The sequence below is a fragment of the Paenibacillus sp. AR247 genome, assembly GCF_002968895.1.
Taxonomy (GTDB): Bacteria; Bacillota; Bacilli; order Paenibacillales; family Paenibacillaceae; genus Paenibacillus_AQ; species Paenibacillus_AQ favisporus.
The window spans coordinates 486,914-501,403 of the sequence record NZ_PCZT01000009.1 but is presented as its reverse complement, the minus strand read 5'-3'; the positions used below and the strand labels follow the sequence as shown (position 1 = coordinate 501,403).

15 protein-coding genes are annotated in these 14,490 nt (G+C 47.6%); 4 read left to right on the top strand and 11 right to left on the bottom strand.

Features of this window, described 5'->3' with window-relative positions; genetic code table 11:
- The 3 genes from CPT76_RS10315 to CPT76_RS10305 all read right to left on the bottom strand — a co-directional run.
- On the bottom strand, window positions 1-1,716 hold a 1,716-nt coding region (locus tag CPT76_RS10315), incomplete at its 3' end, for a type 2 periplasmic-binding domain-containing protein (protein WP_181152780.1).
- A gap of 157 nt (window positions 1,717-1,873) precedes the next feature.
- A complete protein-coding gene (locus CPT76_RS10310; RefSeq protein ID WP_105442849.1) occupies window positions 1,874-2,770 on the bottom strand; it encodes a carbohydrate ABC transporter permease in 897 nt (298 codons plus the stop codon).
- A gap of 27 nt (window positions 2,771-2,797) precedes the next feature.
- Entirely contained in the window at window positions 2,798-3,754 is a 957-nt protein-coding gene (locus CPT76_RS10305; protein WP_105442848.1) for an ABC transporter permease, read from the bottom strand.
- Window positions 3,755-4,261: 507 nt separating this feature from the next.
- On the opposite strand from CPT76_RS10305, the gene CPT76_RS36610 reads away from it, so the two are divergent.
- On the top strand, window positions 4,262-4,606 hold the full coding sequence (locus tag CPT76_RS36610) for a hypothetical protein (RefSeq protein ID WP_146116204.1): 345 nt from the start codon (window positions 4,262-4,264) through the stop codon (window positions 4,604-4,606).
- A 369-nt stretch (window positions 4,607-4,975) separates the two neighbouring features.
- Here the strand turns inward: CPT76_RS36610 and CPT76_RS39370 are convergent, their stop codons facing one another.
- Entirely contained in the window at window positions 4,976-5,452 is a 477-nt protein-coding gene (locus tag CPT76_RS39370; RefSeq protein WP_105442846.1) for an alpha-L-fucosidase, read from the bottom strand.
- Between the two features lie 148 nt (window positions 5,453-5,600).
- Window positions 5,601-6,200 (bottom strand): alpha-amylase family protein, encoded by a 600-nt coding sequence (locus tag CPT76_RS42460; RefSeq protein WP_258168274.1) that lies wholly within the window; start codon window positions 6,198-6,200, stop codon window positions 5,601-5,603.
- A 133-nt stretch (window positions 6,201-6,333) separates the two neighbouring features.
- Here CPT76_RS42460 and CPT76_RS10285 point away from each other — a divergent pair, with 133 nt between their 5' ends.
- Window positions 6,334-7,218, top strand: coding sequence for a helix-turn-helix domain-containing protein (locus tag CPT76_RS10285; RefSeq protein WP_105442845.1), 885 nt, complete (start codon window positions 6,334-6,336; stop codon window positions 7,216-7,218).
- Between the two features lie 468 nt (window positions 7,219-7,686).
- On the opposite strand, the gene CPT76_RS10280 is transcribed toward CPT76_RS10285, so the two are convergent.
- Together CPT76_RS10280 and CPT76_RS10275 are read right to left on the bottom strand one after the other, a co-directional pair.
- Complete coding sequence (locus tag CPT76_RS10280) at window positions 7,687-8,361, bottom strand: hypothetical protein (RefSeq protein WP_146116202.1); 675 nt, start codon at window positions 8,359-8,361, stop codon at window positions 7,687-7,689.
- Between the two features lie 457 nt (window positions 8,362-8,818).
- Window positions 8,819-9,304: a GNAT family N-acetyltransferase gene (locus tag CPT76_RS10275; RefSeq protein WP_105444033.1), complete on the bottom strand. Its 486-nt coding sequence runs from the start codon at window positions 9,302-9,304 to the stop codon at window positions 8,819-8,821.
- Window positions 9,305-9,780: 476 nt separating this feature from the next.
- Here CPT76_RS10275 and CPT76_RS42000 point away from each other — a divergent pair, with 476 nt between their 5' ends.
- On the top strand, window positions 9,781-10,023 hold the full coding sequence (locus CPT76_RS42000; RefSeq protein ID WP_374954668.1) for a helix-turn-helix domain-containing protein: 243 nt from the start codon (window positions 9,781-9,783) through the stop codon (window positions 10,021-10,023).
- A gap of 533 nt (window positions 10,024-10,556) precedes the next feature.
- Here the strand turns inward: CPT76_RS42000 and CPT76_RS10270 are convergent.
- The 4 genes from CPT76_RS10270 to CPT76_RS10255 are packed head-to-tail and all read right to left on the bottom strand — an operon-like array spanning window position 10,557 to window position 13,511.
- Entirely contained in the window at window positions 10,557-10,889 is a 333-nt protein-coding gene (locus CPT76_RS10270) for a carbohydrate-binding protein (protein ID WP_105442843.1), read from the bottom strand.
- The gene (locus tag CPT76_RS10265) at window positions 10,886-11,185 is read right to left on the bottom strand and encodes a carbohydrate-binding protein (RefSeq protein WP_105442842.1); all 300 of its coding nucleotides are present in this window, start codon (window positions 11,183-11,185) and stop codon (window positions 10,886-10,888) included. Before CPT76_RS10265 ends, CPT76_RS10270 begins: the two co-directional genes overlap by 4 nt.
- Before the next feature lie 60 nt (window positions 11,186-11,245).
- Entirely contained in the window at window positions 11,246-11,962 is a 717-nt protein-coding gene (locus tag CPT76_RS10260; protein ID WP_181152779.1) for a rhodanese-like domain-containing protein, read from the bottom strand.
- A 46-nt stretch (window positions 11,963-12,008) separates the two neighbouring features.
- Window positions 12,009-13,511 carry a glycoside hydrolase family 27 protein gene (locus CPT76_RS10255; protein WP_219845403.1) on the bottom strand — a complete coding sequence of 501 codons (1,503 nt, stop codon included), beginning with the start codon at window positions 13,509-13,511 and terminating at the stop codon, window positions 12,009-12,011.
- Between the two features lie 253 nt (window positions 13,512-13,764).
- Between CPT76_RS10255 and CPT76_RS10250 the strand changes: the two genes are divergently transcribed.
- Window positions 13,765-14,490 (top strand): AraC family transcriptional regulator (locus CPT76_RS10250; protein ID WP_105442840.1); only part of this gene is annotated, 726 nt, incomplete at its 3' end.

The following is a 14,490-nucleotide window of genomic DNA, read 5'->3' as shown; positions in this document are numbered from 1 at the left end:
GCCTTTTGCCTTCTGAACCATTTGCTGCTTCAATTGGTCGAATTCACTCTGATCCTTGGCAAACATCATCTTCCAGGAGTACTCCTTGATCACCTTGCCAACCTGGGTGTGCTTCAGCTTGATATCCGAAGGCTCTTGGGCCGACGGTTGTCCGTTGAAGAACGGTTTCGTGACCGCAACCTGGTTATTCTTGACAAACAATTCCTTCGAAGTGGTCACGCCCATCGCCTCGCGCCAGCTCTTCGTCACGGGATCCGGGTTAGCGGTCAACGTCGAATTCCACAGGTTGGAATCATACGGTGCCCCGGTATTCGGATTGATCTGAGATGTGGTAAGCGTCGAATTGTTAAGCTGGGAAACACCGTTCCTCCAAGTTCCGCCGCCATATTGCGCCGGTACCGGGGTGTCGCCGTTAGTCGTCGCCTTCTTGCCGAAATCGGTCAATACCGGCTTGCCATCTTTGCCGATATCCCATGCGAGGCCTTTCGGACCGATGTTGGTTTCCTGCACGCCATCCGGCGAGAACAACCAGTCGACGAATGCCAGTACACGCGCAGGATCTTTCGCATGGGAGCCGATCGACCAGATCAATGAGCCGCCGTAAGGATTGAAGCCAGAGGAGTACACTTTCTCGTCCTGGAACGGAACAAGCACGAATCCTTTGCCTGCAGACGTATGATCCGGTGTATTATACACGTTGGAAATCCAAGGGAATTGAGAGAAGAGCACTTGGCCGTCCTTAAATTTGTTCGAAACATCGCCGAATTTCTGAGTCAGGGAATCCGGATCGAGCAGTCCCATCTGATTAGCTTTGAAGTAGAACTCGAGTCCTTGCATATAGTAGCTGTTATCATCAAGAAAACCTTGATATTCGGGTCCATCGGCTTTGGTAAGAATCATGTCCCCGGGATTGAAGGTGTCGCCTTCTGCATAGCCATAAAACTGTGCTGTAACTTTAGCCAAGGTGGACCAATCTCCATCCCAGTCGGACCACAGCGACATTCCGTACGTTTTCTTGCCGGAATCGCTCTTCGGATCCATCTCTTGCATCTTCTTCAGAATCGGCAGATAGTCGTCAAGCGTCTTGATTTGCGGGCTGCCGAGCTTCTGGTACAAATCCCAGCGGAGCATCGGTCCGAACGTCATGTCCGCCCCTTCGCTCGGGCCGTCGCCGGTGCCAACGTTATGCCCGATGCCGTAAATCGCGGTGCCTCCGCCGTATTGTTTCTTGTTCGCATCAAGTGCCTGAGCGGCGTACTTCTCCAAATTTTTGCCGTATTTGTTGAGCAGGCCGTCTTTCGTCCAGTCGAGAATCATTTCTGCTTTGATCGCATTCTCATAATCCTTGCCGCCAAGTCCTACAACCAGGTCGCCGAGGTCACCGGATGCCATCTGCGTAGCGATCATTTGAGCGCCGCCTGACAGGTTCGGTGCGACGATGTTCAGTTTGATATTAAATTTATCCTTGATCAACTTGGCGAACCAGCCCTGCTGCTCGCCGGCATAGTTGGCCAAAGTATCGAATACAGTCAAAGTCATTTCCGGTTGCTTAGACCAGTCCGTTATGATTCCGTTATCCGAAGCGCTCGCTGTTCCCGTACTGCTAGTGGCACTGGGCGAGCTCGTATTGCCCCCTCCTCCGGAACTGCATGCCGCGATAACCATCATTAGGCACACAGGAGCAGCGAGAAAGGTCCATTTTTTTTGCCTAGGCATACTGTAAAGCCTCCCTTTTCATATTAACGGCTTTTACTTTACTTTAAGGCGCGCAATGTGCGCCGAGAAATCCGGAATTAACCGATTACTCCGTTGCAATCGTTCACAACGAATGAACCACCTCCTTGAAAAAGTCAGTGCGCATCAGATCGGTACGCTACCCTTTAACCGCGCCGATCATGAGACCTTTCACAAAATACCGCTGGAAAAACGGATAGACGAGCAATGTCGGAATCACGACAATCATCGACACCGTCGACTGGATTGAAGTCGGCGTCGGCTGCAAAGCCAGATTAGCCACCGCTCCTCCCCCGCTCATCGCTTGTTTCATGAGTTCGGCGACAGACAAAGCCTCGTTCAAGTATCGATACAGAATGAACTGAAGCGTGAAGAGCTTCGGATCAGTCACAAGAAACAGCGTGTCTTGGAACTGGTTCCACTGGCCGACGGCAGAGAAGATCGCGATGGTAGCCAGGATCGGCTTAATGAGCGGCATAACGATCTTCCAAAAGATCGTTAAGTGTCCCGCCCCGTCGATCTGTGCGGACTCCTGCAGGGCAATCGGCGTCGACTCTACGTATGTTTTGACCAAAATAATGAAGAATGGGGATACGATCCCAGGCAGAATATAAGCAAGGAAGTTGTTGGTTAGTCCAAGATTGCGCATCGTTAGGTACCATGGAATCAGACCGGCGTTAAAGTACATGGTTACGATAATGAATCGGTACCATATCCGGCGCCCCCACATTTGATTCTTCGTGAACAGGAACCCAAGCAAGCCGGATGCCGCAACCGTCAATGCCGTGCCAATCACGGTACGTCCGATCGATACGATTGCAGCCATTCCCAGGCCGGGAATTTGAAAAACATGCTCATAGTTGGACAGTTGGAACCCCTTCGGCCAGAACATGACCAGCCCTTTACTGCTTATGTCGTTGTTGCTGATCGTATTGATAAACAAATAATAGAACGGAAAGAAACAGGCTAATGTGAACAAGCCGAGCAGCGTGTAGTTTAAAGCGTCGAACAAGGTAAATCTTTGCCTGGTCGCCATGGGTCTCTTCTTCCTTTCTCTCTCGTCTTAGATGATGCTTTGGCCACGGATGAGCTTGGACATGCCGTTGGCCGCGAACAGCAGGAACAGACTGACGATGGATTTCATGATGCTGACGGCGGTTGCAAACCCAAAGTTGGAGTTCCCCATGCCAATGTTATACACGTACAGATCGAGCACTTCGATATGGTTCATGTTCAAGGCATTGGCGAACACAAAATATTGCTCGAGCCCGTTATTGATAAAGTTCGCAATCGACAAAATCAGGAGCACGAAGTACGTCGGGATGATGCCTGGCACGGTCACGTGCCAGACCTGGCGGAAACGGTTCGCACCGTCTACTCTGGCCGCTTCATATAATTCCGAATCGATGCCCGTAATCGCGGCGATGTACATGATTGCGCCCCATCCGAGCCCTTTCCACACTCCCCACAATGTCATCACGAGCCACACGTGATTATCGTCGGCGAGGATGTTCGTCGGCGAACTAATCCAACCGAGGTTCATCAAAAAGTGATTGAGAAAGCCGTTGTTAACCGAGAACAGCATGAATGCGAAGGAATAGACCAATACCCAGCTAATGAAGTTCGGCAAAGTCGTCAAGGTCTGAACGATCCTCTTGAACTTCGAATTCCGTACCTCCGTCAGAAGAATCGCTAAGATGACGGGAAGTATCGAAGTCACGATGCCAAGTGAACTAATGGCTAACGTATTCCGCAGAACCCGGAACATCTCAACCCGTTGAACCTTATCCGATACCATAGCAGTAAACCATTGCAACCCGACGAAGTCCGTTTTCGCCAGCGGAATGCCCGGTTGATAGTCATACAGCGCGTAAATCCACCCGTAGAGAGGAAAATACGAGAATAAAAATACGAGCACAAGAAAGGGCAACGCCGTCAAGAAGAGTGTATATTTATCCTTGATTTGGAACCGTTTTCTTATGGGCGCAGAATTCGCAGTTTTTGTAAGGCTGGCACTCATCTTAATCCTCCTTGGTTTATTTATCTGTCTGACACTCATTATAATCAGGAATGAAAGCGCTTTATATATCAATAACCCACTCGAATATCAAAATCTAACGAACTTCCTTTGGGGTGATTCATAAGTTGAATAGAACCCTGGAATACCATAAAGATTTTAATACTCACTTTAGGAGGAGTCATCATGGGAAACATAAGCATTCGAAGTTTGAAAGAACTTTAAGTAACAACATTGCAGGGGAATCGGGTAAAGCGAATAAACACTGAAGTGCTCTCGGCTTAAGCAGCTGAGGGCACTTTTATATCTCCCCCAAGCTTAAAAGTCGGGAATCCAATCCTGGTAATCCAGCTTTTGTTCACTGACGGTAGTGCAATCTCCTCGTCGTATGTAACCACCAGAAGAAATCCGAACGCCGTATTTCTGAATGATTTCGTCCCACCGTGCAGGCATTCCCTTAATGGCAATCTGATCAATACCTTGACCAATCCAGCTGGAGTTATCGCTTATTTGTGCATCGGTGGCGAGTATGACGGTCAAATTCTCCAAAAAAGAGCTGATTTATTTTTGTCATTTGAAAGTAAGCCTTTTGTAGCTAACAATACATGCCGTGTTTATGATTTGCTTGATGATTTCGCCGATCATTTTGTGAATCGTTTCCGTAATTCCGAATTGGCTGCCATAGTAACTCCGGATGGGTTGATGCATGGTTTCAAGGGTATGGTTAATCCTAAAGAGCGTGTACGAACATTACTTTCAAAGAACGGTGAATGTATTGCAGTTTTATGCGAGTTAAGCGTAAGCGTAGCGACGGGTGACACGATTTCTTTCAGCAGCTTCCTTAGATTCTTTTAAGCAGGAATTGACGGCAGAGATCGGCGGACGCTACCCAGGCGCTACGAAACGATAACGATGAACTACGATACCGAACATGGGGATATAGCTGAACAAAAGCAAATACGCCAATCCAGACCAGACAAACAATTGAAAGGGCTGTTGTTTGTGTAAGCGCATTAGAAACATAGCAGTTTGTCACCTCCTTCTGGCCGCAGCCCTTAAATGTTAGGGACTGAAATTAAGTATAGAGAGCCGATAACCAACTGAACACGGTCCATATTTTAAAAGAAAGCGTTCATTTTATGGAATTTTGGCAGCGCTTGCATTGCGTTTCGTCCAAAAGCTTCCTAGCTGTGCGATCCCGGCAGGAAGCAGAAGAACGAACAATTAGTTGCTGCGCATCTTAATTTTAATCGCGAACAAGGATGAGATTCCGTGATTTTCTAGGAGGATCGCGTGTAGTCCACTTTCCTTTTGAGTCCACTCGATTTCTCCGATGCCAAGTATCGACACCGATTCGATTTCGCCTGCCTCGGATTTGATCGTTCCAAGCGATTCGATGGGAATACAATCGGTTGTGGGGGCGGCCATGAGAACGGCATATAATGCGTTGCCGCCCTTACTCCGCTTAAACCGGATATCTTGCGCCGTAAACACCTGGTTTTTCCTTTCGGATAATGCGTCTCCGCCAACAGATGTAGGACCTTCACCAAACGTTTCATACGGCCGCGTATCGTAAATCGCTTCGCCGTTCGTCCGCAGCCAGTCGCCTAATTGCTCGAGAACGTTCACCTGCTCTTTGGGAATGGTGCCATCGGGTTTCGGACCAAAATTGAGAAGCAAACACCCGTTTTTGCTCACGATATCGACTACGTCCCGATTACCTCATTCGCTGTTTATTTATTGCTGATGGAGGTGCAAGCCTGCCATGGCATTGGCCGGATGCCGGCAAGCTGGCCCCGCTCAACATCTAGAACGGCTTCCCCGTTCTCAAACGCTCCGTATTTGTAGTTCAATACGACGCCTTTGTTCCATTCGGCCTGTTTATTGTAATAATAGCGATTTTTCGCAGCTGCTCTTTAAATTCGGGCTGTGCAATTTCAAAATTATAATAAAACAGGTCGGGTTTAAATAGTTCCAGCTGTTCAATGGAGAAATCGTACCATTTCTTCACATGTGCCTCTGTCAGCTCGTTCTCGGCGTTATAGAGTTTCGCAAAAATGGGATCTGATGTGTCTTGTTCTTCGGAATGCTTGAAGAACCACCAATTTTCCGCAAAGTGGTTAGGCAAGCCAAGGCGCATTCCCCTGTGGCGAACGGCCGTCGCGAGCTCTTGAATAATAACCGCTCCGCGCCCCATAACGGAATAAAATCTTGTAGCCGAACTTTTCTGGATAGTTAGCCTGATGATAAGCGTATATATCGTCTCCAGCCTAGCTTTTCGAATTGGGTTCGTACATCCAGTGACCGTACCACTCATCGCCATAGGCATGAATGGAATGGATACCCCGGTGGATGAAGATGCCCAGTTTCGCGTCTCTAAACCATTCTGGGATACGTATTTCTTCAGATTTGATCCGTCCGCCGCAAAGATCTGTTTACTAGTTTTCATGCGGTTCCTCCTAAGAATGGCGATTTGCTATAATTATAGGGGTACGGGGATAGGCTTGGTATCAGTGTAATACGACATCTCTAAAGTTCTGGATGTCGTATTTTCACAGATTATTTGAGAGGAAGTTGATTTGATGGAGCTACCACCGATCGACCTTGGAAATTTAGATATTAAATTGTCGCTTGGCGGCCTTGTCCTTAGCGTTCATTACGTGAAGTTCGGCTTCTTCTATGTTCCGATGCCTGAACACAGCCATAGCATAGGAAGCTACGAACTTCACTACATTCCCACAGGGCAAGGAACGCTGGTAGCAGGAGATAAAAGTTATCCTCTTGGCCCCGGCAGTCTATACATGACCGGTCCACTCGTTCCGCACGAGCAGTTAACGAATCTGGAAGACCCGATGGCGGAATATTGCGTATTCCTTGAGGTCCTGTCTGCCGATCCGCTTTCGAGTCAAGTCAATGGCTGTTCAGAGGAGGATTCCGCTCTTAGTAGATGCTTGCTTGACACACCGTTCTGGATCGGCCAAGATTGTGGGGAAATGCTGATATTATTTCAATTACTAGCCGCCGAAATATCCCGGCGCAAGCTGGGGTATCTCCAGAGCACGACCAGGCTTCTCGAGTTGATTCTCATTAAAACGTTAAGACAATATTCAAAACACTCTGCCGCCGAAATCGCATCTCCCGTCAAAACACTCGACGACAGCAGATTACTCATAATAGAGAACAGCTTCTTATATGAATACGCGGCCCTTACGTTGAGCGGACTCGCAGATCGACTCGGACTCAGTATCAGACAAACCGAAAGAGCCATATTCAAACAATTTGGCTTATCATTTAATGAAAAGAAATTGTCAGCGCGCATGGGAGCATCCGCCTATCTACTTGCGACAACGAAACTTTCCATTGCGGAAATATCCAGTAAAATAGGTTTTTCCACTCCCGAAAGCTTTACAGTCGCCTTCAAGCGATATTACCGAATTACGCCAACGTTGTTTCGAAAATCGCAATAAGAGTGTGCTGTAACTCCTGACACGAGACACCAATAACTTTCAAAGGGAAGGGTTTACCGGAATCGCCATTGTATAATACGAATTTCCTAGCCATGTTAAACTGCCCGTTAGCTTAATGAGATTGCATGCAAACAATGTTAGATACTTATCTTGTCGGTAATCGGCTCATATTCTTGTCCATTACGGCAATCGGTACAAGTTCTTGTCCTGGGCTCGGGACAAGAACTTGTACCGATAAAACAAAAAAGCCGCTAACATAGCGACTTTCAATGGGACTATGTTCTTGTCCTTCGACACATTAAGCCCACGTTTGGTTGGAATATGTACCAAGTTAATTTCGATGAGTTCGGAACATAAGCGAGTCGTTGATATTACGAAGTTCCTCTCTCATTCTTTCTCCAAAGGCACAAAGAGGGCCGCAACAGCTTGCCCCCGGCAATAGTACAGCCCTCTTGCCCGCTAATCCAATCAATCCCTCCAAGGAAACCCTTCAGGATTTCGCCGTGAACGTTCGGCAATTAGCTGAGGATCATGACCGTTCATTTGTTGTTTAAAAGGAAAATCGTCCGGCGTAACGACCAGTTTGGCAAGCGGTTTTACGGCGATGGGACTGGCCCATTGCGTCGAATCGAGACGCATGCCCTGGCGTTGCAGCGGTTCTTGCTGTTCGAAGGTATCGCGCGGCAAAATATAGATTGTACCGTTACGCCAAGGATCATGAAGAAGTGCATCCTGATCGACCGAAAAGTAGTAATAATAGTCCGTTGCGGCACCGTTTTCTTGTCGAATACCAAAACAACTGTTCAACAATAAAGAGATGCGCTCCCGGTTCACAATCGCAAAATACATCGGCCAGATGCCGTCGGAAGCCGCGTACACGGCGCGACGGTTGCCGAACTCGTTGACATCATTCGATTGGCGAGGCTCGAACTCCAAGATAGAAGGATTCGCGGATCCATGGAGCACGACGTTTTTCGTCTCGCACAGATAGCATAAGAACATCCATTTGGGCGCAGATAGTTCATAGTCCAATTCAATCGGTTTTTCCCGCCCCAAGATGCTCGAATAGAGCCGTTCGAAATGGAACATGTCATCATGCTGCAATGGCGGTCTTTTTAAGAAATAATCCAGTAAAGGCATCAAAACGCAGTCTCCTCCTCCGTGAACTCCTCTTCATTACTCAACTGACCACAGCAATCGACCGCAATTGGCTCGAAATTTTACCATGACATCCCTCATATGTATGCTTTGAATTATTTTCGACAGGTTCACCTTCATCCCTTCATTCGATATACTTGCAGGTAGCGCAACGCGCGGCTGGCGGCAGGATAATTTGGTTTTTTCCCGTGCCACCGGGTACCCGGCTTCTTGCGGAGCAAGAAATTCGACTGATGTATATCCAACTAACGTTTCCCGTTAGCTTAATGATTTACTGTGATACGGATTCACTGTCTGTAACGGCAAGTTTTAGGGCCATCCTTTGAGGGATGGCCCTTTGATCTTGTTTTTACAATCCCGTTAGTGAAGCCAACGTGAAAACAATGAGATCAATGAGATACGATTAGTCTTTTCACAGCAACGCCCTAAATTGTCCATCTCTCTAAAGTTCACGCTTGTTCCAAACAATTTCTTCTCCATTCTCTTTCCAGGTACTATGTTGCCGCTCAAAGCCTAGTTTTTCGAGAACTCGGAAGGATGCAGCATTCCATGCACCCACAGTAGACCAGAGCCGACTGCGCTTGGTGGCTATCGCGGCGTCCAAGACCGCGGATGCTGCTTCAGTCGCATAGCCTTTACCGTGAGCACTGCGGAACAGTTCGTATGCGATCTCAGGCTCTTCAAGTGTAGTACGACCGATAATAAGGCCACAGTATCCGATGAAATCGCCCTCGTCACGGCGGCGAATAGTGAGCAGGGAAATCCCATTTTCGAGTGCTTTCTTGCGCATATCGATGATGAGGCTTCGAGTGGCTTCGAGTGTTGGCATGTCCACTCCACGCTCACGAATAAGCTGCCTCAGCCAGTCTGCATCGGATTCCTCCCACATATTCAGTTCGAGTCGTTCAGTTTTCAACTGGAATGCCATAGGTGTATAGTCATTTCCCAAAGCAGAACCTCCTTTACTCATTTACCTTTGCAAGCGTACCTATGCTAACATTTCGACAGCCAGTGGCCTAATCCAAACCCATGCCAGTTGACACGCTTGTAAAGTTCCTTGCATGTTTCCACCAAAAAACTTACCAGATCTTAGGTGCTTCCTCTAGGCTTGTGAGCTGAATGCTTCTCTTTTGAATACCGTATCACATCATTTCGAAAGCGATTTCACACAAATATTATATTATTATTTTGATTCGTATTGTTTCATGTATTGTTACAAGAGTTTGTAATTTGTCACTACGCCGCCCGTTAGCTAAGAACCGGTTCAAGCCATTTTTCGCACATTCCTCTCTGGCGCCCTGGTCGCCCGTGAAATTTATTACCGGATCATGAGGGGAAGCCAAGGCGGAGCCTTTAAGCAGCTTGCCCTCGCCGGCAGTGAGTACGAGTCGGATCGCCAAAGTCATGGCCCGCATCAAGTTTGATGATGCCCAGCCGCTTCATATCGATGATCTCGCGAGTACGGCCCATATGGGACCCTCGTCGCTGCATCGTTACTTCAAGCAAGTGACTGCACTGAGCCTGCTGCAGTACCTGAAACGGATTCGCCTTCAAGAGGCGAGCCGTCTGCTGTTTAGCCGAGTCCCCCGATGCCGCCGATGCGGCTTATCGTGTCGGTTACGAGAGCCCTACGCAATTCAGCCGTGAATACGCAAGGCTGTTTAGTCCCCCGCCGATCAGTGACATCAAAAGGCTGCGGGAAGAGACGGTGCAGGCAATCGAATGAGACTTGCCATGACGTAGATCGGTGGATATGAATATTTGGGGACCTGCAGCAGTGCTGCAAATCGACGATGGCTCAGTCCATCGCACTAGCGTGCCTTTTGACTGCTCTAAAAAGCTGACACCCTAGACCTTGCGTACGCCGTCTGCATAATTTTGAGCGTGCCCTCCGATTGATCAATGGATTTGAGCTCATCGCTATAGATCAATAGCCTCTTGCGATGAACTATCTTGCCCGTTAGCTTAATGAGATTACATGGATGTTAGATACTTATCTTATCGGTAATCGGTTCATGTTCTTGTCCTGGGCTCGGGACAAGAACTTGTACCGATAAAACAAAAAAGCCGCTAACATAGCGACTTTCAATGGGATTATGTTCTTGTCCTTAGACAGCTGTATGCCGCACTTTCGAAGGTATCCGAGAAAATGACTGCGTTAGAACTCGTATTCGTCAGTTTTAAATTATCGAAGTACGAAGCAATGCCATATTTGGCTTTATTGATTGGCACCGTTTCGAGTCCCACTTTACGATTTCCTTTTTGAAGAATACGGTCTCCGCCTCGCCGCCATTGACACTAATTTGCGCGTATCTCTCCACAACATCGTTGTTATAGGCATGCGTTCCCGCGCTTTCCCCATTGGCATATCGGACAACCAACTTGTAGATTCTGTCCTCGGGTACTACGATATCGTCAATTTCGAGATATCTTTCCGCACCGTCGTAAGAGGTAATTCCGTTGACATACTTCCCGTTTGATGCATATTTCGCAAACGCGTCGTCACGAATCAACGGAAGCTCGGCTCCTGCCGGAGTACCCGCGACAACGGCGTCCTCTCAACTAAGTTGATACCTGTGCGCAGGAACATGCGCAGTGTTGCTTCCTCCCACTGCCCATTCGTATTCGATACGGATAATCCCGCAGCAGGCTTACGGTCGTGATCAATCTGAATGGCGCCATAGCCGGACGCGTAACGAATCGTCACGTCATACATACCATCGTCAAGCACGCTGACAACGAAGCGAGTATTAGCGTCGGCATTCGTGCCGTAGCCCGTCACATATCCCGCACCCTCGAAGCCTGCCATGCTATTCCCCCGAGACAAAGACGGGGGGCAATTATGAGGACAGCGGAAGCAGCCTGTCTCCTATAATAAAGGATACGAATACTGCTCTATTCCTGGAATCGTATAAACTCTGCTATAACCTGCATCTATAAGGGCTTGTGCCGCTATAGAACTTTTATACCCCATTTGACAGTAAAGGATTAATGGAGTATCCTTTCGCACGCATACCGAGAACGGGTTATTGGAGATATCATGTAACGGTATACAAATGCTTCCCCGGATATGCCCTGTTCGATAATCCTCATTCGTCCGCACATCTACTAGCATAGCCGTAGGGTCATTCACCATAAGCTCCCATGCTTCATCGGGGGTCAGATGTTTACTTTGAAATACTCTGCCCCCTGTGTGAGGCATACGCTGCTCCCTATCAAGCATTCTCGCAACAACTTCTTCGGCTTCCACACGATTTAAGCTGCCCGCTGTATCGAACAGGTTTGGGTCACGTCCGTGCATTATACCTTTTACATACATCTGCGCGATATGCATGACGCAGGTACGGCAGGAATACAAGTCCCTAAGATATTCTGCCGCCGACCAATCTTGCTCGTCTCTTTCTCCGAATTCTGTCAGCAGGGTCTCGTGAACGATTCTTGCAGCGGAACGGCGCTCAATGGGTTTGCTTATGTTGGTTAGATCATAGTCCTCGATTATTCCCTTATACAACGCGTAATCCATATAGCCTGACGACCAACTGTCGCGCGTTGGCTCTATATGGCCTTTTATGCTTCTAATGACCATGTTCACAAACTGCTCGGTAGTAACAAGATCCTCAATCATCAGCTTACTATACAGGAGTAACTCTTAGGGTAACATTGTCATAAGCGTCAATGCCTGTAACAGAAAAGGTCTCTGATATCCTCGTTGTAACCTCGCCTGTCCATAAATCCTTTAGGCAATAGCTTGCTGCATGTTTGAATTTTTCAGCATCAACCATTTTATGCCCAAGATAATCGATAATGCGGCTTACATCAACGGAGTGCATTTTCGTATCTTTCGAGTCGCTGAGATTGATAAAGGATATGACCATATCTCCGTTCGCAAGAGGCTTTGCCAGAATATCAACCCGGTTGATATTCGCAATATAGGCCGTATCGGGATTGTCATGGTCGATAGAGCAGTAAATTCTTTTGGCCTGGACACCGAGGGGATCCTGATTCAAGGCGATGACCTCTTTGTTCGCAATAATCCTCCATAGCTCGTCGCCCTTTGCAATCCGTCTTAAATCCATTCCAAGCATAATCGGAGAATTCATCATGCACCACATCGTCATATGCGTTTTGCTCATGGTCGTCGTGATCCCGTTCATACCGATGACAAGCATATCGGGATCGTTCCAGCGTTTTCCCCCATTCGCAGATGGAGAATACAATATCATGGTTAGGGTCAACTTGTTCAAGCCTTCCAGCAAAACCGCATAGGAATTAAGGGTATTTTCCTGCCTTCTATGGTTCATAAGACGGATGATGTTTTCTCCCTCATTTAGGGAAACCGTTATTTCTTCCGAATCTGCAAAGGCAGCCGTACTTTCGGTAAGAGGAAGCAAATCATCAAAATATCGGGTTTCATTCTCTGCGCTTCCAACCGCAAGCTGAAGCCAGCGTCCCGTGCCATTCTCCTCGCCGCTTGCGTAATTGACGGTTATGGCGTAGTTTCCGCCAGCTGGTGCGTTCACGGTAAACGCCAGCTCTCCCCAGCGGTCGCCCACAGGTGTTGTCCCCACGCTTGTTCCGTCGAAGGTACCGATGTTTGTTACATAGTCGCCACTGTTTTTGTATGCGCCCTGGCCTAGAAGCACACCGTCCTTCACCGCATTTAAAGTAATATTCAGTTTTTCGCCCATAACCGTTATGCTTCTGATATTCGGGGCATAGGAATATTTGGCATTTGCCGAGTCCGAGAACGTGGCGTTATCCCAAAGGTAGTAGCAATTGTCAACCTTGATAAAGTCAACCCCCCATTCTATATAAGACCTCGTGTCGACATCCTCAAAGCCGCAAGTGCCCACCGCGGAGCCTGCGCAAAGATGTGTCCCTATATCGTTGTACATACCGAATTTAAGTCCCTTGCCGTGGATGTAATCGGATAGCGACTTAAAGCCGCTTGGAAATTTAATCGATTCGTTAGAAAGCAATCCGTTGACGCGTTCGGACTTATAGCAGCCGTCATCGAGCACGACATACTTGTATCCCAACTCCGCAAGTCCCAAATCGACGATCGCGTCCGCCATCGTCTTTGTGAGAGCCTCGTTGTTCTTGCTGCCGAAGGCATTCCAGCTGTTCCAGCCCATGGCAGGGAGGCGTCCTTGCTTTTTATTCAGAAGCACCTTGCCGTTCGAGAAAGCCGGAAACATGTAGTCGGGATCCGTGATCTTGTCCGGCGCTGTCCTTGATGTAACCTTAGCTGATACTTTCTCCATAAGAAATCCTCCTCGCAAGTTGCATTTTTATTGTTATGATAGGATAAATAGTGGAGTAGATAAATGTGTTTTTATCGAGTAATTATGGGGAAATGTGATATAGTAGTTCCGGGAGCTGAATGCAATGAAACTCTATTATGCTAAAAGTCCTTTAATCTCATCCGATATTTATCCCATGCAATATGGGGAACAGCAGTGCGATAACGGATATTCCTTCGGGCCCGCGGCGCGTAACTTCTATCTCATCCATTACATTTACAGCGGGCATGGCGAGTTGCATATTAATAAAAAAGTTTATCAAGTACACGCGGGACAGTTTTTTCTGATCTATCCGAAACAAACGGCTTATTATAAGGCGGATGACCATGATCCGTGGCTGTATCGCTGGATAGAGTTTGACGGCAGTTTCTCGGAGAAGATGATGTCCGTGACAGGCTTCTCGCACGAGAACCACGTCATAAATGATGATAACGGCGTCGGAAACGCGCTGAAGAATATAATCGATTTAGGCTGGACCGACTTTGAAACGATCATGAGCCATTTTTGGCCGTTTATCGCGGCGCTTACGAAGGGCAAATTATTGACGAAAAATGAGAATACGGCAGAAACCTATGTCTCTTATGCCAAAAACTATATAAGAAGCAATGTGAACAAACGGATAACCGTTTCCGAAATTGCCCACTTTTTAAACATAGACCGCAGTCACCTGGCACGCATCTTCAAAAGCATTTGCGGCATAAGCACGCAGCAATTTATTATTTCTCTTAAAATGGAGATGGCTTCGCAATCTCTCAAAAAGAGCAGCATGACCATAAAAGAAGTTGCCAATAGTGTCGGATATGACAATCAG